The sequence below is a fragment of the Planctomyces sp. SH-PL14 genome, assembly GCF_001610835.1.
Lineage (GTDB): Bacteria > Planctomycetota > Planctomycetia > Planctomycetales > Planctomycetaceae > Planctomyces_A.
Genome location: NZ_CP011270.1, coordinates 4,989,874 through 5,014,141, shown reverse-complemented (window position 1 = coordinate 5,014,141; position 24,268 = coordinate 4,989,874). Strand labels below are relative to the sequence as shown.

General features: G+C 66.6%; 13 protein-coding genes. 6 read left to right on the top strand and 7 right to left on the bottom strand.

The features are described from left to right. The first annotated feature begins 380 nt into the window (after positions 1–380). Both VT03_RS19100 and VT03_RS19095 read left to right on the top strand, forming a co-directional pair. Positions 381–2,246: a TolC family protein gene (locus VT03_RS19100; protein ID WP_075094458.1), complete on the top strand. Its 1,866-nt coding sequence runs from the start codon at positions 381–383 to the stop codon at positions 2,244–2,246. Positions 2,247–2,653: 407 nt separating this feature from the next. Further along, positions 2,654–3,775: a sialidase family protein gene (locus tag VT03_RS19095; protein ID WP_231870476.1), complete on the top strand. Its 1,122-nt coding sequence runs from the start codon at positions 2,654–2,656 to the stop codon at positions 3,773–3,775. 124 nt (positions 3,776–3,899) lie between these two features. Here VT03_RS19095 and VT03_RS19090 read toward each other — a convergent pair whose 3' ends face one another. The 7 genes from VT03_RS19090 to VT03_RS19060 all read right to left on the bottom strand — a co-directional run bounded on the left by VT03_RS19090 (position 3,900) and on the right by VT03_RS19060 (position 16,041). Then, entirely contained in the window at positions 3,900–5,480 is a 1,581-nt protein-coding gene (locus VT03_RS19090; protein ID WP_075094456.1) for a hypothetical protein, read from the bottom strand. Positions 5,481–5,623: 143 nt separating this feature from the next. Next, positions 5,624–7,234 carry a hypothetical protein gene (locus VT03_RS19085; protein WP_075094455.1) on the bottom strand — a complete coding sequence of 537 codons (1,611 nt, stop codon included), beginning with the start codon at positions 7,232–7,234 and terminating at the stop codon, positions 5,624–5,626. A gap of 122 nt (positions 7,235–7,356) precedes the next feature. Beyond that, positions 7,357–8,952, bottom strand: coding sequence for a glucose-6-phosphate dehydrogenase (gene zwf, locus VT03_RS19080; RefSeq protein WP_075094454.1), 1,596 nt, complete (start codon positions 8,950–8,952; stop codon positions 7,357–7,359). A gap of 94 nt (positions 8,953–9,046) precedes the next feature. Then, positions 9,047–9,841, bottom strand: a complete 795-nt coding sequence (locus tag VT03_RS19075) for an HpcH/HpaI aldolase family protein (RefSeq protein WP_075094453.1) — start codon at positions 9,839–9,841, stop codon at positions 9,047–9,049. A 594-nt stretch (positions 9,842–10,435) separates the two neighbouring features. Next, positions 10,436–11,875 carry a serine/threonine protein kinase gene (locus tag VT03_RS19070; protein ID WP_156514614.1) on the bottom strand — a complete coding sequence of 480 codons (1,440 nt, stop codon included), beginning with the start codon at positions 11,873–11,875 and terminating at the stop codon, positions 10,436–10,438. A 65-nt stretch (positions 11,876–11,940) separates the two neighbouring features. Continuing rightward, complete coding sequence (locus VT03_RS19065) at positions 11,941–13,824, bottom strand: c-type cytochrome domain-containing protein (RefSeq protein ID WP_075094451.1); 1,884 nt, start codon at positions 13,822–13,824, stop codon at positions 11,941–11,943. 765 nt (positions 13,825–14,589) lie between these two features. Beyond that, entirely contained in the window at positions 14,590–16,041 is a 1,452-nt protein-coding gene (locus VT03_RS19060) for a trypsin-like peptidase domain-containing protein (protein ID WP_075094450.1), read from the bottom strand. A 273-nt stretch (positions 16,042–16,314) separates the two neighbouring features. Between VT03_RS19060 and VT03_RS19055 the strand changes: the two genes are divergently transcribed. The 4 genes from VT03_RS19055 (at position 16,315) to VT03_RS19040 (ending at position 24,257) form a co-directional block, all read left to right on the top strand. After that, on the top strand, positions 16,315–16,632 hold the full coding sequence (locus VT03_RS19055) for a tetratricopeptide repeat protein (RefSeq protein ID WP_075094449.1): 318 nt from the start codon (positions 16,315–16,317) through the stop codon (positions 16,630–16,632). Positions 16,633–16,924: 292 nt separating this feature from the next. Then, positions 16,925–19,120: a protein kinase domain-containing protein gene (locus tag VT03_RS19050; RefSeq protein ID WP_197489002.1), complete on the top strand. Its 2,196-nt coding sequence runs from the start codon at positions 16,925–16,927 to the stop codon at positions 19,118–19,120. 548 nt (positions 19,121–19,668) lie between these two features. After that, positions 19,669–20,304: a peptide deformylase gene (def, locus tag VT03_RS19045; RefSeq protein WP_075094447.1), complete on the top strand. Its 636-nt coding sequence runs from the start codon at positions 19,669–19,671 to the stop codon at positions 20,302–20,304. Positions 20,305–20,927: 623 nt separating this feature from the next. Next, a complete protein-coding gene (locus VT03_RS19040; protein ID WP_075094446.1) occupies positions 20,928–24,257 on the top strand; it encodes a hypothetical protein in 3,330 nt (1,109 codons plus the stop codon). Positions 24,258–24,268: the final 11 nt, after the last annotated feature.

The window sequence follows — 24,268 nt, the reverse complement described above, 5'->3', positions numbered from 1 at the left end:
CCGGATGCCCCCTCACCAACCCGCGGGGAGTACAAAGGGGACATCCGTTGTGTCCCACGGTTCCTCATGGAAGCGCCTCCGGCGGCAAGGGGTGACCCCCTTGACCCCGGCTGCCGTCGCACATTGGGTTTGACGTGACATCGCCGTGCCGGCAAGGACGCGGTCACAAGCCATCCCGTCCCCTCCAGCGGCAGATTCTGCAACACAAAACCGGGAATCCGCCCCATTCCCGACCTCCAATAGACTTTCCGCTCAAGATTCAGGAACGTCCGCGCGACGCCGGAGGCCCCGGTCGTCCTGCCGCGCGGAGTCCGTTCCGGGTCGCCGGCAGAGGGCCCGCTCCGGGCCCCCCAGAATCCGGCCCCCGCGTTCGGACCACGTTGTTCCACCCCGCCTCACGACCGATCGTCCGCAGCAACCACCGTTGCTGGCTGGCGTTCTGTTCCGCGGGCGTGCTGCTGGTCGGCTGCAAATCCGTCGACGTCAGCCCGGAAGTCACCAAGGTCCGGGAATGGCGGGACTCCCGCAAATTCGCCCACCTGGAACAGCCCGAAGCCCCCTCCGCTCCCGCCGCCCCCACGGCTCGAACCCGGTGGGACCTCGACGACGGCAAACCCCGCTTCAAGACACCGGGAGCCATCCAGCAGACCTCCCATACTGTCGGCGGTGAAGAAGAAATCGTCCCGGCTCTTGATGGCCACACGCTTCCGGTAGTTCGCGACACCGGCGGCACGCTGACGCTCGGCCTGATGGACGCCATCACGGCCGCGACCCAAAGCAACCCCCGCATGCGCGTCCTGGCGTTCGTCCCGGGCGAGAAGGGAAAGCGGGCCGACATCGAGTACGCCACGTTCGATCCCGTCCTGACCGCCGGACTGCAGTGGGTCGAAGGGAGCCAGCAGGTTGCCTCCGCGCTGCAGGTCGTTGGCGGCGGCCTGAGCCAGTACAACTCCACGACGATCGGCCCCGCGGTCGGCGCTCCGAACGTCGTCCAGGTCGAGAAGCGGTTTGAAACAGGGACGACCGCCCGCGTCGGCCTCGGAACGACGTTCAACCAGACGGCCCCCGGCGGGCAGTTCCTGATCTACAACCCGGCCTACACCAGTGCGATCAACCTGACGGTCGAGCAGCCGCTGCTCCGCGGCAAGGACCGGAACGTCAACCTGGCGGGGGTCCGGATCGCCAAGGTGAGCGAGCAGCAGGCGAACTGGGAGTTCCAGGTCGAGCTGAACCGGACGCTCTACGAAGTCCAGCGGGCCTACTGGTCGACATGGCTCGCCAGCAGCCAGATCCAGACGAACCAGGGGCTGGTCGATCAGGCGGAGACGACGCTGAACCGGGAACGGAAGCGGTTCGAGATCGGCGAAGTCGGCGTCGTCGAGGTGGCCCAGGCGACGGAGAACCTGGAGACGCTCAAGGCGGATCTCGAGAAGTCACGGCAGAAGTTGTACGCGGCCAAGAACCAGCTCTTCGGACTGCTGGGGATTCCGGCCAATGACCGGCGGACGCTGGAGCTGACGGAGCAGCCGGTGCTGGAGCAGCGACTTCCCGATCTGGACGAGGGGTTGGCGACGGCGAACTTTTCCCGTCCGGAGCTTCAGGCGCGGCAGCTTGATATCCAGACGGCGCAGCTGGAGGTGGGTCGGCAGCGGGACACGTTGCGTCCGGACCTGAAGGCGTATGCGGGGTATTCGATTACCGGTCTCGATGCGGACTTCCTGGAGTCGGCGAATCGCATTGTCGGGAATGACTTCGGTAACTGGACCGTGGGGGTGCGGTATCGGCATGTGTTCGGTTTCCGGGCAGAGAAGGCAGCGGTGGAGCAGGCGCAGCTGGCGGTAAGTCGGCAGGTGCATGCCCGGGAGGAGGCGGAGGCGATGGTCCGCCAGCAGGTGCGTGAGTCGCACGACAACATTCAGGCGACGTGGGAGGTGCTGGAGCGTCAGCGGGAGCGGGCGAAGGCGGCGCGGACGCAGATGGAGACGTTTACGAAGCTGCATGCGACGGGGCAGTTGGATCTCGATCGGTTGTTGCGGGCGAGGACGTTGTTGGCGAATGCACTTCGCGAGGAGCACATAGCGCTGGTGGATTACAATCTGTCGATCAGCAGTTGGAATTATGCGATTGGTGGTTTGACGGCGATGGAGGCGAGTCCGCCGCCGTTGATGGCGCCGGTGGAGTTGCCGCCGGTGCCGGCGGATCCGATCCCAATTCCACCGGTGACCGACACTGCAGAAGCCGCCTGACCTCACCGGGGTCCAGGGGGCACCCCTGGTGGGGAGTGCAGAGGGGCAACGCCCCTTTGCCCGCCGGAGGCCTGGCCTGTCTCGATCTCTCTGAAGGAGCGCGTGTCCAAACGCGGACACCGCGCCGGATGCCCCTTCACCAACCCGCACGGATTCGAGAGCGAGCGTCGAGTCCGCAACGCCGGTTCCACAAAGCGGACGTCCGCTACTTACCACGGTTCCTCACAGGAGTGCCTCCGGCGGCAAGGGGTGCCCCCTTGACCCCGGCTGCCGTCGCACATTGGGTTTGAGCGAGCACAGTCGTGCCGGCGAGGACGGTGTTTGACGGGCCGGCTGCTTGACACCCACGCTTCAGAGCGGGACAACGGGACTTCTCCCCGCCAACATCATCCCCGCTCGAGATGATCATGCTCCGATACCTCCTGCTCTCCCTCGCCCTCCTCTGCACCACGGCCCGAGCCGAAGAAAAGCCCGACCTCCCCGTCATCGACCTCTCGCAGGACACCCAGCGTCAGGTCGTCATCGCCGCCGGAACCGAGTCCACCTACCAGGGTCACCCCACCACCCTCCGGATGCCGGACGGCAAGACGATCTACTGCGTCTGGTGTATCAACCACGGCGGCGCCGCCGGCCCCATGGCTAAGAGCCAGGACGGCGGCCTCACCTGGTCCCGCCTCGACGACCAGCTTCCCAAGGGCTTCTCGACCCACCAGAACTGCCCCAGCATCTACCGCATCGTCGACCCCCAGGACAAAGCCCGCCTGTGGGTCTTCTCCGCCCACCTCGGCAAACGCGGCGGCCCCGGCATGCCCAGCATCATGAGCGAGGACGACGGCGCCACCTGGAAAGAGATGCCGCCGCTCGGCTTCCCCAACGTCATGACCTTCAGCAGCATCGTCCGCCTCAAGGACGGCCGCTACCTCGGCCTCTATCACAAGGGCCCCGGCGGCCAGGATAAGGTCCCCCTCGAAGTCCTCCAGACCATCACCGCCGACGGCGGCTTCACCTGGTCCGAACCCAAAGTCGTCGCCGCCGTCGAAGGCAAGAACCCCTGCGAGCCGTTCGTCTTCCGCTCGCCCGATGGCAGCGAGCTCTGCGCCCTCCTGCGGGAGAACACCCACAAGGGCCGCAGCCTCGTCATCTACAGCCGCGACGAAGGGGAAACCTGGTCCAAGCCGACCGACACCCCCTGGGGCCTCACGGGCGATCGGCACATCGGAGTCTTCACGAAGGACGGCCGCTTCGTCGTCGCCTTCCGCGACCAGGCCCTCAATAGCCCGACGCGGGGACACTTCGTCGCTTGGGTCGGCACCTACGACGACATCAAGCAGTCGAAGCCCGGCCAGTACCGCGTGAAGCTCCTCCACAGCCACGCGAAGAACGTGGGAGACTGCGGCTACCCGGGCCTCGAGCTCCTGCCGGACGGAACAATCGTGGCGACGACCTATATCAAGTACGCCCCCGGCCCGGAGAAGCACTCGGTCGTCAGCACCCGCTTCCAGCTCAGCGAGACCGATGCGCGGAAGTAGCCCCGGCTTCCTCGGGATGAGCTGACTGCGGGCCTTGCCGAACGTCGATGCGGCGATCCCTTTTCCGGCGGCGCCGCCCGATCGTCGACGGCTCCTCTGACCGTTCCCGGGGCATCGCCCCAGACTACCGCAAGCGGAGGATGGCTCGAATGTCATCCCCCCGCGGGGAGTCTGCCTCCGTCCGCCCATCATCGTCATTGCCATTGGGTCCGACGCTGTAGATCACGACGGCACTTGTCTCGCGCCGCAGACGGAGCGGCTCGCCGTCAAAGGGATCCGTAAGTTCGGTCGGATCCAAGGCCAGATCCGACCAGCGGGCCGGAACCGCCGCGCCGCCGGCCAGAGACATCTTGATTTTCATCGCCGCCAGCAAGACTCGGGATCGGGCTTCTCCACGGGTCTGCTGGACCTCGCACGACGCCATAGAGGGAAGTCTCCCATCCAGGATAATGTGGGCCGAGAGGCGCGAGAGCCGCTCGGACGATGATTCGAAGAACTCGGTCAGAAGGGCGCCCGGCGACTCCAGGCGCTGCCGCTCCTCCTCGAAACGCCCCTGGATCGCGATGAGACGCTTCTGCCGTTCCAGATGCTCCGGCCGGGAGAGAGCCTCCTTCACCTCCGCATACGTCGCGATCCCCTCTCGCAGCGACGTCTCGCAGTGAGACCGGAAGGTCAGCAGTTGCGTGTTGAGGAAGCGGTCCTCCAATTGAAAGAGCACGTCCCGAAAGTGCTCCTGCGGCGAAGACGCCTCGGAGGAGCCGGAGCGAGATCGGGGCCTCAGCAGGCCGAACTCGGAAAGCGTCTCCGGAGACGCCGCACCGCTGGCGATCGCGAGGATGGTGTCGACGAAGATGAATGCCTCCGAATCGACCACCTCGGCCAGCGGACGAACCCGCAGCAGCGGCTTTAACTCCTCCAATCGCCACTCCAGCTCCGCCGGCGGACCATCCGACTGGGCGATGCAGCGGACGAGCGCCTCGGCGGTCCGACTTCGGACCGCGTTAGCCAACGTGAGGTCGAAAGCCGTCCATCCTCCGTCCATGTGCCGAGCAATTCGATGGCACGTCAGCACGTCTCTCCAGGCGCCCTCGACATCCCCCTCTCCGAGCCGAAGCATCGCCCGCGCCGCCAGGAGGCGGCCGACCTCAAAGGTTGGCTGCACATGGGGAATTGAAAGGCCGGCCAGAGGGAAGCCGTCGTCGGCAGACGCGCACAAGGGGGTGAACGCCCGTGACCGCTCGGCGGCCCGCGCCACCTTGTCGAGGGCGTCCGCATTGGAGTCGATCCACGCTGCGATCTGGGGAAACTGGTCACGCGTCCAGGGAGCGCGGGCGGCCTGGTCCTGAGCGACGACATTGGACTGCTCGAAAAAGAGGCCCCACTTGAGCGTCCCTTCGCCCGGAATCCGGATCCCCAGCCACTTCTCATGGCAAGCGGCCCTCTCCGGCGTGAGTTCGCGGGTCCGGCCGAAGACGATCCACATCTGAGCCCAGAAGTTGTCCTCCGGCTCGATGCCGCGGGAGAGCTTGGAGTTCAGATACGTGACGTAGTCTGGCAGCCCGTCGGCCGTGAGCGGCCCGTCGATGATCGTCGTCTCCGGACCGATCGTCAGCCCGATACGCCGCGCCGCCGAACGACGCTCGCCCGCCGCGCCCGCCCCGACTGCGATCGCCACAACGACGAAGAACCACCAGCAGTTCGGCATCCGTCATCCCGGCCAGGAGCGTGTGACCCTGCTCAACGTACGAGGACTTTCCCCCATCCGTGGGAGGAATTCCGCCGACTCACACCGGATTCTGCGTCCATCGGGTCGGCCGAAACCCCTGCCGCTTCCCCGGCCCGGCAAGGTCACTTCCGCCACAGCACCATGCGGATGTCGTCGATGTTCGCCTGGGGCTGGTAGGGGTCGAAGTCCTCTTTCCCATTCGGGCCCAGACTCGAGATCGTCACCCCCCGCGGCGTCGTCTGCATCCGAAAGGGCTCGCCGGTGAACGGATCGATCCGCGCCGCCGGCTCCATCGCCACGCTCTCCCAGTCGGCTGGAAGCGGTCCCCCCGCCGCCAGCGACTCCTTGATCGCCATCGCGACCAGGAGCAGCCTGGACTGGGTTTCCGAACGGGTCTGCACGATCTCCAGCGACGGGACGTTGCGGATCAGCCGGCCGAGGAGCCGGCGGGCCGTCAGCCTCGCGACGTTGTCCGAAGAGCTGAACAGAGCTTCCGCCCAGAAGGCACCGGGCTCGGCCAGCCGCTCGCTTTCCTGCTCCAGGCGCTCCATCAGCGTCTTCAGCCTCTCCCGCCGTTCCGCATGCGCCCTCAGACTCAGCGCCTCCTTCAGCTCGGCGTAGTTCCGTCCCCCTTCGTCGAGCGCCGCATTGACGCTCTTCCCGTGGAAGCGGAGCGCCTCCGCGGTCAGGACCGTGTTCTCGAAGTACGAGAGTTCCGCCTTGATCTGGCCGAAGGGGGACGCGTCCGGCTCACGACGAGGTCGGCCGTCGACCCAGCCCAGTCCGACCAGCGTCGTCATCGGCACCCTCCCCGTCGCCGACCCCAGGATCAGATCCGCAAAGCAGAGCCGCTCGTTGCCCAGGACCTCCGCGGCGGAGCGGGTATGCAGCAGCGGCCTCAACTCGCCGAACCGCCACGCCAGCTCGACGAGGGGCTGGTCGACGTGCGCGATCCACTGGACCACCCCTTCCGCCGCCAGGTCCCGGATCCACCACGCGGTCCAGAGGTCATCCCGCCGCCATCCGCTCTCCACGTGCCGCGCGATCCGGTAGCACGTCATCAGGTCCCGCCACGCCCCGTCCGCATCCCCTCCCTCCAGCCGCAGCATGGCCCGGGCCGTCAGCAGACGCACGATCGGCACGATCCGCTCCAGATGGGTGAGGCGGGCAAAGGAGGGCGGAAGCGGTCCCTCGGCCGCGGAGTCGAGCGGAGCGAAGGCCAGCGGCCGACGTGCCGCCTGCTCGACCAGGTCGAGAGCCTCCTCGTTCCGTTCGATCGAGGCGGCGATCTTCGGGAAGTTGTCGGCGGTCCAGGGTGCCTGAGTGACGCGCCGAAAATCCGACGGGTTGAACGAGGCGGGGACGAACGCTCCCTGAACCGGAATGGAGACCTTGAGCCACTGCTCATACGCCGCCAGCTCCGACGCGGGGAGCCGGGGGTCCTGCCCGAAGACGCCCCACATCGCCCCCCAGAAGTTCTCTTCCGGTGATATGCCTCGCGAGAGCGCGGCGTTCAGATGGGCGGCGTAGTCCGGCAGTCCCTCGGCGGTGAGCGGACCGTCAATGACGGTCGTCCCGGGACCGATCGCGAGGCCGATGCAGCGTGCCGCCGGGACGCTCTCAGCCGCCCGTTTGCCGCGATGATCCACGGGCAAAGACCGCTCGTCCGCCTCCGCGGGAAAACCCCCGGCCACGATCGCCACAGCGAGAAGAGGCCACCAGCAGTTCAACATCCGTCGTCCCGGCCGCGGGAGGAGAGTTCTCTCCTCCACCATACGGACGCGCTCCCGGAATGCTGGCGGAATTCCGCAGGGCGATCACGGTTTTCCGGCCGCTGTCCTCTCCGCCCGCCGTCCTACCCTTCGCCGAGCGCCGCCGCCTTGGCCCCTTCGACCTGCGTGCCGCCGGGGTTCCGCCACTTGCGGCCGGTCCGCTGGAGCAGCTCGTGCGCGGAGCGGGGGCCCCAGGTGCCGGCCGGGTAGAGCTCCGGATGGTGGTCCGGCGAGCTCCAGGCCTGAAGCATCGGCTCGCAGAACTTCCACGCCGCTTCGAGCTCGTCGCTGCGGGTGAAGAGGGTCGAGTCCCCCCGCATCGCGTCGAGGAGCAGCCGCTCGTACGCTTCCGGCAGGTCGATCTCGAAGTTCGAGTAGTCGAACTCCATGTCGACCGGCTGGACCTGGTACTGCATGCCGGGCCGCTTGGCGCTGAACGAGACGCGGATCGACTCCTTGGGCTGGATCCGGAACAGAAGCGTGTTCGGCCGCGTCTCCGCGAGGCCGCACAGGTTGCCGTCGCACTCGATCGTCGTAAAGAGATTCAGCGGCGGGAGCTTGAACGTGACCGCGATCTCGGTCACGCGGGCCGGCATCCGCTTTCCGGTCCGCATGTAGAACGGGACACCCGCCCACCGCCAGTTGTCGATCCGGGCCTCGACCGCCACGAAGGTCTCGCGGCGGGAATCGGGCGCGATGCGGTCTTCGTCGAGGTAGGCCTTGACCCGCTTGCCGTTGATGGCGGCGGCGGCGTACTGCCCGGCGACCGCCCATTCCGAGACCGGTCCGCTGCGGCCGGGGGCGAGGGCCTGGAGGACCTTCAGCTTCTCGTTCCGGATGTACTCCGCCTCGAAGAGGGCAGGCGGCTCCATGGCAATGAGGCACAGGAGCTGGAGAACGTGGTTCTGGAGAACGTCCCGCAGGGCCCCGCCCGACTGGTCGTAGTAGCCGCCGCGGCCCCCTTCGATCCCCTGCGACTCGGCAGTCGTGATCTCGATGTGGTCGATGTGGTTGCGGTTGAAGAGCGGCTCGAAGATCGCGTTGCCGAACCGGAACAGGAGGATGTTCTGGACCGTCTCTTTGCCCAGGTAGTGGTCGATGCGGTAGATCTGCGACTCGTGCAGGATCCGGCGGAGGGCCTTGTTCAGCTCCAGGGACGACTCCAGGTCCTGGCCGAACGGCTTCTCGACGACGACCCGCAGCTTGTCCCGCTCTTCCGCCGGCGGGACCATCTTGGCCGCGTGCAGCGACTCGACCGACGGCAGGAACAGTTCCGGCGCGGTGGCGAGGTAGGCCAGACGGCGTCCGCTGAGTCCGAGGCCCTGCTCGATCTTCTCGACCTGCAGGCGGAGGTTCTCGGCATCCGCGTTGTCGTTGATGTCGTGCTGGACGTAGAACAGCTGGTTGGCGAACTTCGGCCAGCTCTCGTCCGTTACCTTCTTGCCGCGGCCGAACTCCGTGACCGCCTTCCGCATCTCGTCGCGGAAGGTCTCGTGCGACTTCTCCCGGCGAGCGACGCCGATGACGGCCGACTTCTCCGACAGGAACCCGTCGTGATGCAGGCGGAAGAGAGCCGGGATCAGCTTGCGGGCGGTCAGGTCGCCCGAGGCCCCGAAGATCAGGACGGTCATGTCGTCGATGACCAGCGTCGGACCGGAGGTGCTGATGACTTGGCTCATGGGAGGTCGGCGGGGGACGAGGGACTAGGGTCTGGAGACTGGAGCCGGAGGAGCGGCGTTTTGCGCTCCCCGCGACAGCTTCATCCGAAGACTGTCAGTATCGGGCGAGGTCGGAGCTTCCCTTGATCTTGAGTTCCGAGACGAACCGCTGGGCCTGCGTGACCATCATCCGCAGTTCGCTGCCGACGGCGATGAACTGCCAGCCTTCGGCGATCCGCTTTTCGACTTCCGCCACGGTCTGGGTGTGAAGTCCGACCGGGGTCCCGGTTTTCTTGCCGGCGGCGAGGATTTTCTGGAGCATCGCCTCGAAGGCGGCGGGCTCGGGGTCGCGGCCGTCGGGACCGCGCATCTGGGCCGCGAGGTCGTTGGGGCCCACGAAGATGGCGTCGACGCCGGGGAGGCTGTAGATCGCTTCGGCGTTGGCGGCGCCGGTGGGCGATTCCGTCTGGAGGACGACCAAGATCTCGTCATTCGCCTGGGCGAAGTATTCCCCGGCGGACGCGCCGAAGTTCAGGGCGTGCATCGATCCGCCGACGGAGCGGTTTCCGGCCGGCGGGTACTTGCAGGCCGCGATGGCCGCTTTGGCCTGTTCGACGGTGTCGACCATGGGGACGACAATCCCCCAGGCGCCGGCGTCGAGGGCCCTCTTAATATGGTCATGGCTGCCGCACGGGACGCGGCAGAGGGGGACGCAGCCCCCTTCGGCGATGACGGCGAACATGGTGGCGGCCATGTCCCAGTCGATCGGGGAGTGTTCCATGTCGATCGTCAGCCAGGGGAAGCCGACGCGGGCCATGAGCCGGGAGGAGAAGACCGTTCCCAGGGAGAGCCACGTTCCTACCTGCGGCTCGCCTCGCTTGAGGGCCGCTTTGACCGGATTCGATTTCATGAGTGCCGCTCGAAGGACTTGACCGATGTGGGCAATGTCTTCGATGGGCCATCGGGGCACAAGGCAGGCGCCCCGGAGCCGGGGGCCGGGAAAGAGCCGCCCATTGGGGACGGTTGAAGTCGTGGGGCCAACCCGGCGAAGAACTCGGGCGTGTCCCGAACGCGGAAGGCGTTGAACAATCCACCCACAAAGCGAGCGGGGGGCGTCAGCCCCCTGATTCCGCTCCCCGGACGTATGGAAATGGCTCTCGAAGGCCGCCAATGCACGCGGCGTCCCTCGCTGGCGCTTCGGGCTAGTGTGAGCAAGTGGTGACGTCCGCTTTGTGCACGGACCAGCGTGAGGACGCCCTCACACCACACCGCCGGCTTCGCAGTCCTCGCGGATTGGTGAGGGGGCATCCGGCACGTCGTCCGCGTTCGGACACGCGCTCCTTCAGAGAGAGCGAGACAGGCCAGGCCTCCGGCGGGCAAAGGGGATTCTCCCCTCTGCACTCCCTGACCAGGGTGCCCCTGGACCCGATCAGGGCCAAATGACCCTGAGTCGCGCCACGCTACCTTCCGACTTAAGCCCTCAGCCTTACGCCTCTCCCCGCAGCTACCGCTTGTCCGCGCCCGTCAGCTTCAACTCAATGTCGTCCGCATTCTGCGCCACCTCAAACACACTCGCCCTCAATTCATCCGAATTGATCGTGTGACGCGGATAACGGTTCTGTACCACAAAATAATCCGTCCCCTCAAACTTCCGGATCCCGATCGCCCCGTGCGAAAACTCCGAGTTCAGCCGCAACGCCGACTCAAAATAACTCGGATCCACCGGACAACACGGACTCGCGATCTCAATCAGCCGATCCTCACCCGGCGGATTCACCCCCACCACATACACCCGCTGCGCCCGCTTCCGCGGCAACTCCACCGACACCACGCACCCGTCGCCAAACGACTCCCAGTCAATCCGCGCCTCGTGGTTGAACGCCTCCTCCAGAAGCGTCTCAATGTCCTTCATCGACCCCAACACCGCCTGCAGCAGATGACTGGCCGAAATCGCGTCCTGCGGACGGTTCGCCGGACTCTTGTCGAGCAGCAGACTCAGACACTCCGCCATCTCCAGCGAGATCTCCCCGCGGATCGAACGAACATTCGGCAACGGCTGGCTCGTCACGTCGGAAATCAGCCCGTTCAGACTCCCCGCCGTGTAGGGAAGCTGACGCGTCAGCATCTGGAAGTAACAGACCCCCAGGGCATAGACATCCGAAGCCGGCGAAGCGGGCAACCCGCTGAACAGCTCCGGAGCCATGTAGTGCGGCGTCCCCGCCAGCGGCCCATGATCCGCCGCCCCGACCGCCACCCGCTTGGCGAGCCCGAAGTCCCCGAGCTTCGGAATGCCGTGCAGCGTCATCAGGACGTTGTCCGGCTTGAGGTCCCGGTGCAGAATCCCCAGGCGATGCGCCGCCCCCAGCCCATCGGCAATCGACACCGCCAGCGCCGTCGCCCGCTCGGGACTCAGCACCCGCTCCTTGATCAGGTTCTGCAGCGACCGGCCGGGGACATACTCCATCTCGAGGTAGTGATAGCCGTTGAACTCGTCGATCGCGTGAGTCGTGACGACGTTCGGATGGACCAGCGAGGCGGACGCCTGTCCTTCATGGCGGAACCGCTCCAGGTACTCGGGGTCCCGGCCCACAAGCTCCGGCGCCAGGATCTTCAGCGCGCACGGCCGATCGAGCTTCACGTGCCGCGCCAGGAAGACCCATCCCATCCCGCCGCGGCCCAGCAGCGACTCACATCGGTAGTGGTCGACCTGCTGCCCGACGAGGTCGAGAACCTGATGCGGCTCCGCGGGCGCGGTCGGCGTCGGCTGACCGTTGATGGCCCACTTCTCCGCGCTCTTCCACAGGAGCGTGGGGTGGTGGGAATGGTCCTCCACGCTGGAGTTGGCTCCGCAACTCGGACAGACGCGGCTGGCCGGGGGGGCGAGAAACCGCTCGTTACACCCGACGCAGTAGAACGCGGACGGCTCGTCTGGACTGAATGACAACGGCGGGTCTCACGTAGCGCGCCGCGAGGCGCAAAACCGGCTCACGCCGGCACATCACCGGGCTGCTATTTCCCGGCCGTCGCGCGGATGTACTTGATGTACTCCGCCGCCACCGCCGGAGGATCCCCACCGTAGGCGGCCCGAAGCGCCTGGGCCTGGGTCGTCCCGGTCTCGGTCGCCTTCACGAACTTGACGAAGTTCGGCAGCCCCGCCTTGTCGATGAGGAAGTCGACGATCGTGAAGCCCATCGGGCCGACGGTGCCGGGCGAATAGGACCGGTCGCTGAACAGCTCGTCCGGCTTGAGCGACGGAGCGACCAGGGCCGCTTCTCCCCGCAGCCCGCGGAAGTAGGGATTCCGCGCCTCGACCGAGGAGGCCATCTTCAGGCCGGTCCCCTTGAGGAGCCAGTTCGGCATGTCGGGATTGTTGCGCCGCAGGAATGCCTGGGTGACAATGTCGATGACATGGGCCTCGAGCCCCGGGGCAGTCGCCGTGGGCTCATCGCCAACGTCCTGGACGATCACATAGGCGTCCTCGACATTGGCCGTCACGATGCTCGTGGAGGTCGCTTCGTTGGGGCTTTCCCGGCCCGTCGCGGCGAGGCTGACTTCGTTGTAGCCGAACTTGTCCTTCAGAACGATCACCGCCAGCTTGCCGCGGATCGCCGGCGTGCTCTGGGCGACGAACGCCTTCTTGAGGTTGCCGATGTGCCCGGTGGCCCAGCCTTCCACCTGCTTCAGGCGGGCTTCCGGGACGTTGCCGAGGACGACGACTTCCACACCATCGACCGCGCTGCGGGTGTCGTTGGGGATCGCCTTGCGGAGGAGTTCTTCCGCTTTGCTGCGGCGCATCGCCTCCAGCTCGGAGTTGCTGAGCTTGTTCATCTTGGCGGCGGCCAGCTCGGCGTCGCTCGGGACGAGGTCGCGGATCGGCTTCCGCGCGTCGCCGCCATCGAAGACGTTCCCTTCCTCGAACCACTTCACCAGGGCGTCGTAGTTCGGCCGGGTCAGGCGTCCCTGTCCCTGCGGCATGCGGGGGTTTTCGAGCCCGCCGGTCAGGCGGAAGAGGCGGCTGTTTTCCTTGTCGCCGGGGAGGATCACGGCGCCGCTCTCGCCGCCGCGCATCATGTCTTCAAACGTCACCAGCGAGAGGCCGCCGCGGGGGTTGTTGCCGCTGTGGCAGCCCAGGCAGAGGTTCGTCATCCAGGGAGCGATGTCCTTGGTGAACGAGACGGTCTCGGTCCCCTTGGGCTTGTTGATGACGATCTTCGAGTCGACCTCGAGCGCCTTGGCCTTGGTCCGCAGCTTGCCGAGGGCGACGTCTTCCGCCTCGCCGTCAAAGTTCGCCCCCTGGCTGATCCACATCGCCACCTTCTCGACGTCTTCCTTGGCGAGGGGGCTGCCGTCCTTGGGCATTCCGCCCTGGGCGATCGGGGTCGTGATGGCCCGCATCAGGAGGCTGGTGGCGGGGTTGGGGCCGGAGACGATCGGGCCGCTGCGGCCTCCTTTGCGCCAGCCGGCAAAGTTTTCGAGGTTCAGGTTGCGGCTGGAGCGGGCGGTCGAGTGGCACTCGACGCAGTTCTTCTGAATGATCGGAGCGACGTCCTTGGTGAAGCTGACCGGCTCGGGCTTCTTGCCGCGGCTCTTCTGCTTCTCGACGGCGGACTTGGCCTTCTCGAGGGAGGAGGTGATCTTGGTCAGGGCCTTGTCGTCGGCGGTGATGCCAGCCTCTTCGACGATCTTGGCGACCCGTTCCTCGGTCTCCTTGATGAGCGTATCCGCTTCGTCGAACTGCTTTTTCGACGCCATCGACGACGCCTTGTTGACGGCGGTGGCGAGGGTGGTCAGTTCCTTCTTGTGATCCGCCGTGAGTTCAGCGGATGCGATCCCGGCTCCTCCGAGGATGGCGGCCGCGCAGAGAGAGAGGGCGGCAAGACGGCGGAAAAACATACGACAGCCTCGGAGCGGGGATGCGCTATGCCAAAATCGGACCAGAACCGCACAAACTCGGCCACTGTTCGTTGCAAAACGAGTATACCGTGGGGGAAAGCGGGAGGAAACAGGCTGGCGGAAGGATCGGCTTCGTAGGCCGGAACCGCCTTCCGGTGGAGGATGCCGATCCCCGCGCAGGCCACGACCGCTGTGTTGCAGAGAAGGACTCCCGAGGGCTCCAGAAACGGGTCGTTGTCGGCTGGTCACGCCAACGGCGTGAGACAACATAGCCTGGGGCAACGCCCCAGGAACGGTCGCCGCTCCCGGTCCAAGCCCTGCAGGGGCGCAACAGGAGGCTGGTTTGTGTCGCCCCTTCAGGGCTCTTGATCGGCACTCACCGCGAACCTGGGGCGTTGCCCCAGGCTAGGTTGTTCAACGCCTTCAGCGTTAATGAGCCCACGTTGAGGACTCACCGCTCGCTCCACGATCCCCGCGGGTTGGTGAGGGGGCATGCGACACGTGGTCCGCGCTTGGACACCCACTCCTTCAGGCATCTCTCGACGGCCAGGCCTCCGGCGGGCAAAGGGGATTCTCCCCTCTGCACTCCCTGACCAGGGTGCCCCTGGACCCGATCAGGGCCAAATGACCCTGAGTCGCGCCACTCGACCTTCCGCCTTCCGCCTGAACCCCTTCCGCCTCCCTCGCAGGTCCCCCAAAAAACAAATCGGGCCGATCCAGATTTGCCTGGACCGGCCCGAGTGAATTCGTCGCTGACCGGCTGCCTTACCGGGCGGCCGTCAGATTGAAGTGGCCGAACAACGTCTCGCCACCCCGCACAATGTAAAACTTCAGCGGATTGATCGTCCGGAAGTCCGGATGGTTCAACACGAAATCGATGTTGTCCCGATCGATCGTCTCCCACACATGCAGGCCCACCAGGATGTCGCCGCGGCGGATGCCGTTCAGCGAAGCCGGGCTCTGCGGCCGGACATCGGCCACCCGCATCCCCCCCCGATACTGCTGGCCCGTCAGGCTGGAATCGCCCGTCGGGAGCTTCTCCAGGGTCACCCCCAGGATTTCCCAGGACCGGTCCTTCGCAGCCGAGCCGACCACCGGCTTCTCAGCCACGCGAACTTCACCGCTCGCCAGCGTGCTGCCGGAGTTCAGCTGAGCCCGGACCGCGTTCGCCCGTTCAGGAGACAGGGCGGCAACCGAGATCTGCTTGGAGGACGTTTCACTGTCGCGGCGGACCATCAACTCGATCTTCTCACCGATCGACTTGCCCAGGAGCGCCCGCTCCAGGTCGACTCCGTCCGTCACCTTCACGATCCCCGCCTTGGTGATCACGTCTCCCGCCTGCAGCCCCGCTTCGGCCGCCGGCGAGTTCGGCGAAACGGACTTCACCACCAGCTTGCGTTCCGTGCCGCGCTTGTCATCCGTGGTGACCAGTCCGTGGAAGTGGCTCTCCAGAGTCTCGACGCTCATCAGACGGGCAACGATCACCCGGGCATCGTCGATCGGAATCGCGAACCCGATCCGCTGGGCTCCCGCCCGGATCGCGACGTTGATCCCGACGATTTCCCCGTCGGCATTGAGCAGCGGTCCGCCGCTGTTGCCGGGATTGATCGCCGCGTCGGTCTGGATCAGGTTCTTGTACGCCTGCTCTTCGTTGACTTCCACGTCCCGCTTGAGGGCGCTGACGATCCCGCGGGTGACGGAGTGCTCCCAGCCATAGGCGTTGCCGATGGCGTAGACGTCTTCGCCCAGGATCAGGTCGGACGACGTCCCGAAGGGGGCGACCGGGAGAGGAGAGCGGGGAGTGATCTTGATGATCGCCAGGTCGTTCTGCTTGTCCGTACGGACGACCTGGGCGTCGTAGCTCTCTTTGTTCCAGAGCGTCACGCGAAGCGATTCCACATCCTGTACGACGTGGTGATTCGTGACGATGTAGCCCCGTTCGTCGAGGATGATCCCCGTCCCCATCCCGTTGACGCGGGAGCCCTTAGAGGGACTGAGGTTGAGCATCACATCCAGCTTCTGCCGCTTTTCCGTGTGAATATTCACGGTCGAGGGGCAGATCTGCTGGAGCTGCTGCACGAACGGCGAAATGCGGTTCTTGCTGGGGGAGGCGGAGACGGCTGCAGCCGACTCGATGGCGCCGTCGCCGAAACAGGTCGGGCTGGTATTCGCAAAGAGAGCGAACCACAACCCGGCATGCAGTAGGCATTTCGACATTCGCGGACCTGTTCCCTGGGCGCAAAGTCTTGTGGTGGCCAATTCCGTCAGCCGTCCGGAGTGCAGTCCATTCCGCTCCACGCCTGCGATGATCGGTAGGCGGTCAGCAACCCCTTCAAACCCCACCGGGGGTGGCGTAGAGTTCCCCCAGTCCCCCAAAGTCGAGCTGGTCAAGCGGTGCCGCCCGCGCACCGCCGTTGTCGTGGATTCCGCGGCCCCCCGGCCGATTCGCTTCAGTCGTCCGATCCGACCCGTCAGAAGTTCGAAAAACCGATGCCTCCCACCCGACGCGAAAAACTGCAGGCCCTCCTTGCAGACAGTCCCAACGATCCGTTCCTCATATACGGACTGGCGATGGACGATTGGGGTCAAGGTCGGGCCGAAGAAGCCCTGAACGGCCTCCGGCAGGTTCTGCAGGTCGATCGGGACTACGTGGCGTCCTATCTGCAGCAGGGACAGATCCTGGCGTCGCTGCAGCGGAAGGACGAAGCGGTCGCCGTCCTGACGACGGGAATCGCCGTCGCAAACCGGATTGGCGATGCCCACGCCGCCTCGGAAATGGGCGGCCTCGCGGAAAGCCTTCGCGGCTGACGCCGCGTTTCGAATCACGCCGTTGGTACGAAGCCAGCGCCCTCACGACTCACGCAACATTCAGTCGTCCTGATTAAGGAAGTTTCCCGAGAGCCCCTGCTCGACCGAGGCCGTCGCCGGCCGACCCCGATCCCGCAGTCCCCGCATCGCCATTCGAACGAAAGCCATGGCCGCCCCGTCCGAACCTCAGCCTCCGTCCGAGACAGCGGAAAGCCAGACGGGCTCGCATTCCGGTCACACGGTGATGCGGGCGGGCGAGGCGACGGCTCCCCATCCGCCGCCGGACGGGTCCATGCCGGCGGGGACCCGGATCGGTCCTTATGAGATCCTGGGCCCGATCGGTACGGGCGGAATGGGGACCGTCTACCAGGCTCGACACTTGGTGCTGAACAAGATTGTCGCCCTGAAGTTCCTGCACACGTCCCGCGGATCGCATCCGGAGGCGGTCGCCCGCTTCCTGCGGGAAATGAAGGCGATCGGGGCCCTGCAGCACCCCAACATCGTCCAGGCATTCGATGCCGGTGAGGCGGAGGGGACGCACTTCCTGGCGATGGAGTACGTGCCCGGGATCAGCATTCACGCGCAGCTGGCGCAGTGCGGGCCGCTCACAATCGAAGCCGCCTGCGCGGTCGTGCGGCAGGCCGCCTCGGCGCTCGGCGCGGCGCACGCCATCGGGCTGATTCACCGGGACGTCAAACCCTCCAATCTGCTGCTGACCCCGTCGGGAACGGTGAAGCTCCTCGATCTGGGGATCGCCCGCTGGATGGAGGAGGAGTCCGATGCCTCCGACCCGTTGCTCACGCAAGAGGACGACCAGATCGGCACGCCCGACTTCATGGCCCCGGAGCAGTGGGACGATCCCCGCCTCGTCGACGCCCGGACGGACCTGTACGGCCTCGGCTGCACGCTCCACGCCCTCCTGACCGGCAAAGCCCCGTACGCCTCCGACACCGTCCGCTCCCGCACGGGCAAGCGGAAGGCGCACGTCGACGGCCCGATTCCCGACCTGCAGGCTCTTCGCCCCGACGCCCCCGACGAGCTGGTCCGGATCCACCGCCGGCTGCTGGAGAAGAAGCCCGAGGACCGTTTCGCAAGCGCGGCCGAGTTGATCGAAGCCCTGCGGGAGCTGGCCGGGGGGACGTTCCCGCTCGAACCGACGCCGGCCGATCCCACCCGCGTCGATCCCGCGTCGACCGACCGGCGCTCCCGCCCCTCAAAGCCGGCTCCCCACTGGCTGGCGTCGACACGGGCGCGGCTGGGACTGGAGTTCGCGGTGCTGGCCATTGTGGTGGGCGTTCTGGCGTGGGCGACTCCTTCGAGCGGCCCGGCGCAAAAGCCTTCCTCGGACGGGCTGTCCGCGACGAACAGCCTCCCTTCCCCCGAACTGACCCTGACGCCAGACGAAATCGCCCGGTGGGTCGTTCAGGTCGGCGGGACGCTGATTGTCACGGACGGAAGCCGGGAGCGGCCGGTCCGCCGGGAGAGCGACCTTCCGGTCCGCCATGCCGAGATCGCAGAGCTGCGGCTGCAGAGCTGCAAGAACTTCTTCGACGCCGACCTGAATCGGTTCAGCAACCTCCCGGCACTCCGCCGCATCAACCTCAACTTCAACCCGCAGGTGACCGACGCCGCCCTGACCGCCCTGGGACCGCTCCCCGCGCTGGAGCACCTGGAGATGTTCGGTAGCCAGGTCACCGACAAGTCGTGGCCGATGCTCCTCGCGCAGCCCCGGTTGCGGTTCCTCGATCTCTGGCGATGCCGCCACATCCGCGGCGAGGGCTCCGCGGGGATTTCCGCCCTTCCGATCGAGGTCCTGAAGCTCGGCAGCACGGGGGTCACCGATGCGGCGGTCCTGCAGTGGGGCGAGTTTCCGACACTGCGGGAGCTCGCCCTGACCGGTTGTCCCGTGACGATCAAGACCGTCCGCCACCTGACGAAGATCGCTCCTCAGCTCCAGTCACTGACCCTGGACGGCACCAAGGCGGAGAGCGCGGAGGCGATCGCCCTGTTGACGCAATTCCCGGAGCTCCGGGAGTTCAAGCTGAACGGGTGGGCGTATGACGGGGTGCAGGGGACGCTGCTGAAGCTCCCGCACCTGGAGAAGCTGGGGATCGGCTACAACGCCCCGCGGCTGTCGAAGATGTCGGACTGCCCGACGCTCCGCACCGTGGAGTGGCTGTGGATTGAGCCGGGCGAGCCGGGGATCCCCGAGCGGCTGGACTGGAGTCTTCCGCAGGTGGAGCGGATCCGGTTTGAGAGCATGGACCTGCCGGACCAGTACGGGCTGCTGGCGGAAACCTGTCCTCACGCGGAGATCGTCGAGTTCCATGAGTGTATCGACTTCACCGACCACGACGCCGAAGTGCTGGCGGGGCTTCCGTATCTGTCGCGGCTGCGGCTGGGGCCGGGGACCGAGTCGGTCCGGGCCCGGGTGCCGCTGATGCTGCTGCATCGGCCGGAGCTGGTTGTCGAGCTCATCGAGAGATGACAAGGGGCCTGTGAGGGAGGCGGAAGGTAGAGCGGCGCGACTCGGGATCATTTGGCCCTGACCGGGGTCCAGGGGGTCACCCCTGGTGGGGAGTGCAGAGGGGCAACGCCCCTTTGCCCGCCGGAGGCCTGGCCGTCGAGAGATCTCTGAAGGAGATCGTGTCCAAACGCGGACACCGTGCCGTATGCCCCCTCACCAACCCGCTGCGAGCGCAGAGCGAGTGTGGAGTCCTCAACGCCGGTCCCACAAAGGAGACATCCGTTGCTTACCACGGTTCCTCACAGAAGTACCTCCGGCGGCAAGGGGCCTGTGTTGTTTCTTCGGCCCCTTGCCCCCCGGCTGCCGTCGCATGTTGGGTTTGAGCGATGGGCGTCGTGCCGGCAAGGATATGCATTGCGACCGGGAGAGGACTGGCTCGTCCGCCGAACATCATTCGGCGAATGCCCCCGGAGATGACGGCCAAGGCTGCCAGCGGAGCCGGATCGCGATAGAATGGGGGATCACCCTGTTTCGCTCGATCCCGCACGTTTCAAGTTCTCGGCTTACGCATGCAGATTGTTCAGTATCCCCATCCCGTGCTCCGTCAGAAGTCCGTCGAAGTTCAGCGGATCGACGATGACCTGCGGAAGACGATCGCCGGTATGTTCGAGCTGATGTACGCGGCCCGCGGTGTCGGCCTGGCGGCCAATCAGGTGGGGCTCCCGTTCCGCTTCTTCGTCGCCAATTTTTCGGGCGAGAAGGACGAGAAGGAGCACGAGTTCGTCTTCATCAATCCGCAGATCACGAACCGCAAGGGGAGCGAGATCGACGAGGAGGGGTGTCTCAGTCTTCCGGGGCTGTATGCCGACGTTCGCCGGGCGGACGAAGTCGTGATTGAGGCGTATGACCTGGAGGGCCTAGGGTATCAGCTGACGTTGACGGACCTGCCGGCCCGGATCGTGCAGCATGAGCTGGATCATCTGGACGGGGTGATGTTCATTGACCGGGTGGCGGATTCGGTGAAGCGGGACATTGAGCCGAAGGTGAATGCGTTTGTGATCAAGCATGGGGCGGCTCAGAAGGAAGGGAAGCTGCCGGGCGATGCGGAGTTGCAGCAGCAGGTGAAGCAGTTGATGTCGGCGGGGAAGGTTCCGACGCCGGGTCCGCTGGTGATGCCGGAGCGCACGGAAAAGAAGTCGGAGTAATCCGCGTCCAGGCCGGCACGACACCCATAGCTCAAACCCAACGTGCCCCGGCAGCCTGGGGTCAAGGGGGGCCACGCCCCCTTGCCGCCGGAGGCGCTTCTACGAGGAACCTTGGCAAACAACGGGCGACCGCCTTGTGGAACCGGCGTTGAGGACTCCACGCTCGTTCTGGAATCCCCGCGGGTTGGCCAGGGGGCATACAGCACGTCGTCCGCGTTTGGACACGCACTCCTTCAGAGATCTCCCGACGGCCAGGCCTCCGGCGGGCAAAGGGCCAGAAAAACAGCACAGGCCCCTCTGCACTCCCCACCAGGGGTGACCCCTGGACCCCGGTCAGGGCCAAATGATCCTGGGTTGCTGCGATCTACCTTCCGCCTTCAGCCTGAACCCCTTCCGCCTCCCCCCCCAGGCCCCCTTGCATCCCCCCCCCAGGGACGAGCCCCTGGACCCGGTAGGCTGTACGCCGGCCCGCAAGCGACGCAACATCCATCCTGATCAGCTTTTAATCCCCCATCACACCTCCGACTTCCACTCTTCTCCTACCGTGGCCTCTTTATGTGGCGTATGATCAAAAATCGCGGACGGAGCGCCGCCACTTCGATTCATCACCGCGAGAGAAGGACATGTCTCGGCGGATTCCGGGTTTTCTGTTCGCCCTGACCTTCGCGCTCCTGTTCTGCGCGGCCGGGGCCCTCGCGCAGTCCCCCCCACCCGCCCCCCTCGGAAACCCCCTCCGTACCGAGTCCCCCGCCGCCTCACCGGCCACCCCGCCAACCGGCGGCCCCACATCAGAATCCGGCCTCCCCACCGGCCGCAGCGATTTCTCCCCACTCCCCACCGTCCTCAAACCGCTCATCGCGGCCATCGACCCCGAAGCCCCCGCTCCCTTCCACGTTTCCGCCCTCAAGCTCGACGGTGTGGTGACAGGAGACGCTGTCGTCTTCACCGTCGACATCGACGTCCAGATCAACCGCCAAGACAGCGCCTACTACGACGTCCCCCTCCGGCTCTCCCAGGGCCGGATCTTCGAAAAGAAGTACGACGGCCCCGGCAAAGAGGGCCCCGCCCCCGCCACCGAAGGGGACGACGGCCTCCACTGGCGGTTCTCCGGCGCCGGAGCCCACCATCTGCGTCTCAAAATGTCGGTCCCCATCAAGCGGACCGGCGGCACCAACAGCGTCGCCCTCTCGCTCCCCCAACTCCCCTCGTTCTTCGACGCCCAGTTCCGCCTCACCATCCGCGGCAAACGGATCCTGGTCCGAACCCCCAAAGAGACCTCGATCAGCGAAACGGTCGTCCACCCCGACCGCACGGAGGTCCAGGGGAGCGTCCGCGGCACGCGGCTCGAAGTGAACTGGAGCGAATCCGCCGTCGACGTCCCCGCCATCAGCCGGGTCAACACCCTCATGACCCTCCGGCACGAGGCGGACCGCCTGACCCTCCTCGGCGAACAGACCGTCCAGCGGGAGCGGACCTCGGTCGGCGAGATCTTCGTCCGCATGCCGACCGCCGGCCAGCTCCTCGAACTCGCCAGCCCCCACGTCCGGATGCACGAGCCCGCCCCCGCCCGACCCGGGTGGCGAAGGGTCGTCCTCCAGGACGCCGCTCCCGACCGGATCGACCTCCGATGGTCGTTTGACATGCCGTTCCCGACCGCGGGCGGCCGGGTCACGGTCGACGGCCTCGAAGTCGCCGAAGCCCGCGTCCAGGAAGGGGGCGTGCATCTCGCCGACTTCGGGACGCATCTCGCCATCCCCCGGATGTCGGAAAGCCCGCTCATCCGCCGCGTCGACGTCGCCAACACCCGCTCGGCGGTCCCGATCGTCAACGCCTTCGAGTTCGTCAAACAGCCGTTCGGCCTCGTCCTCGACATCCAGAAGGTCCAGCCCCGGTTCTCCGTCCGCCCGGCCCACTGGCTGCTCATCCGCGAGGACGAGATCCAGATGGAGTCGATCTTCCAGATCGAAGTCGAGAACGGGGCGCTCAGCGACCTCACCGTCGCCTGGGCCGACGCCCGCACCGAAGGCTGGCGGATCGACACCACCTCGCCGGGCCTCCTCGACCTGACCCCCGCCGAAGCCGAAACCGCCTTCGCCTCGGGTGCCCTCCCGATCCGGCTCCGGACCCCCGCCTCCTCCAAGGTCGAGGTCCGGCTGCGGTTCCGCCGCGCGAACCCGATGGGGAAGGACCTCCACTGGACCCTGCCGCGGATCTCCGGCGGCCGGCCTCTCCCGGGCTTTATCACGGTCTCGGGAGATGACAACGTCCTCCCGAACGTCACCCCCGATCCGCAGGCGACCGAGGACCCCCACGGCGGAGCCCTCCTCGCCGCGCCCGCCGAGTTCGCCGACCTCCCCCGGACCACCTGGCGGCTCGCCCCGCGGAGCGACGGGGTCTTCAAGGCGGCGGTCTCGCTCAAGGAGCGGGAGGTGGACATCGGGACGACGATCGGCGTGTCGCGGCAGGCGGGACGGGGAATCCTGGTCCGTCAGGTACTGCGGTACCACGTCCGCTTCGGACGCCTGCAAAAAATCCAGGTCGAGCTTCCGCCGGGTCTCGCGGCCCAGATCCCGCAGGGAGCCGAAGGAGCCGCCCTCTCGGCCCGGCTGGCGGGCGCTCCCCTCGAGACTTCGCGGCAGGGAAACCAGATCCAGTTCCGGCTTCCGACGCCGCGGATCGGCGAGTTCGAAGTCGCCCTCGAGTACGCGCTCCCGGTCGAGACCGACGCCATCCACTCCGTGACGGTGAAGGTCCCAATCCTTCCCTCGCCCGACGCGGCCTACTCCTCCGTGCGGTGCATGCTCCCCGACGGCGAAGGACTCTCGATCGTCGACGAGGATTCCAAGTGGGAACCGATCCCCACCGCGCCGGAGTCGACCGTCTGGTTCTCCTCGAAGAACCCCGCCGAGATCCCGCTCCGCGTCACCGGCTCGCTGCGGCAGGAGTCGCAGCGGTACTCGATCGAGACCGCTTTCCACCACGTCACGTACGACGGGACCGGCGCGTCGGTGACCTATTCGGAGTTCGCCTTCCGCGATCCCCCGGCCCGCATCGCGCTGACGATCCCGGTCAACGCCGAGCAGACGATCTTCGAATGGAACGACCGGCCGATCCTGGAATCGGAGGGAACCCTCCGGACCGACCCCAGCCTGCCGGGGCGGTTCCTGATCGAGCTCGGGATGGCCCCGGCCGCCAGCGGAGGCCGATTGCGGATGATCTACCGCCAGCCGCCGGCCGGGAAGTGGCGCGGCGGCCGGATGACGAGCCTGCGGTCCGTCGAGCTGCCGCAATTCCCGCCCAACGTCTGGATCAACCAGTCGATCTGCGAGCTCGACCTGACGCGGGACGACCATCTCCTCCAGTCGCCCAGCGCCTTCCGTCCGGAGTTCTCCTGGCGGCGGCAGGGGGCGATCTGGACTCGGCAGCCGCTGCAGCGGTATCTCGACGCCCGTTCCCGGTACGTGACGGTCGACTCTTTCCAGGGGGTCGACCTGCGGACGTTCGGCTACGCCTACAGCGGCACGGGACCGGTGGAGCAGTTCTCTTTCACGGCGATGAACCGAACGCTGATCGTCCTCATAGGGGCGGGACTGAGCCTCGTGCTCGGCTTCCTGTTCTGGCGGTTCCCCTGGACCCGCAACGCGCAGACGTTCCTGATCGTGGCGTTCCTGTTCAGCTTCCTGAGCCTGTGGCTCCTCGAGCCGATCCAGGTGCTGTTGCAGCCGGCGCTCCTCGGGGCGGTGCTGGCGGTCCTGGCGAGCTGGATCGACACCCGGACCCGGCCTCCCGAGTGGCCGGAGCTGTCGCTCCCCCTGCCGATTCCTCCGGCGCCGGTCGCGGTTACCCCCGCGTCGCTCCGCGATTCCCGATCCCATCCCTCCACGCCGGCTCCCGCGATGGCCGCGACCGCCCACTACCAGCCGGCGGCCTCGCATCACGATCTGGGACCGTAGTCGAGGCCGGC

Coding starts and splice junctions, on each gene's coding strand:
- VT03_RS19095 (WP_231870476.1), top strand. CDS start 2,654: ATGCTCCGATACCTCCTGCTCTCCCTCGCCCTCCTCTGCACCACGGCC.
- VT03_RS19090 (WP_075094456.1), bottom strand. CDS start 5,480: ATGCCGAACTGCTGGTGGTTCTTCGTCGTTGTGGCGATCGCAGTCGGG.
- VT03_RS19085 (WP_075094455.1), bottom strand. CDS start 7,234: ATGTTGAACTGCTGGTGGCCTCTTCTCGCTGTGGCGATCGTGGCCGGG.
- zwf (WP_075094454.1), bottom strand. CDS start 8,952: ATGAGCCAAGTCATCAGCACCTCCGGTCCGACGCTGGTCATCGACGAC.
- VT03_RS19075 (WP_075094453.1), bottom strand. CDS start 9,841: ATGAAATCGAATCCGGTCAAAGCGGCCCTCAAGCGAGGCGAGCCGCAG.
- VT03_RS19065 (WP_075094451.1), bottom strand. CDS start 13,824: ATGTTTTTCCGCCGTCTTGCCGCCCTCTCTCTCTGCGCGGCCGCCATC.
- VT03_RS19060 (WP_075094450.1), bottom strand. CDS start 16,041: ATGTCGAAATGCCTACTGCATGCCGGGTTGTGGTTCGCTCTCTTTGCG.
- VT03_RS19055 (WP_075094449.1), top strand. CDS start 16,315: ATGCCTCCCACCCGACGCGAAAAACTGCAGGCCCTCCTTGCAGACAGT.
- VT03_RS19050 (WP_197489002.1), top strand. CDS start 16,925: ATGCCGGCGGGGACCCGGATCGGTCCTTATGAGATCCTGGGCCCGATC.
- def (WP_075094447.1), top strand. CDS start 19,669: ATGCAGATTGTTCAGTATCCCCATCCCGTGCTCCGTCAGAAGTCCGTC.
- VT03_RS19040 (WP_075094446.1), top strand. CDS start 20,928: ATGTCTCGGCGGATTCCGGGTTTTCTGTTCGCCCTGACCTTCGCGCTC.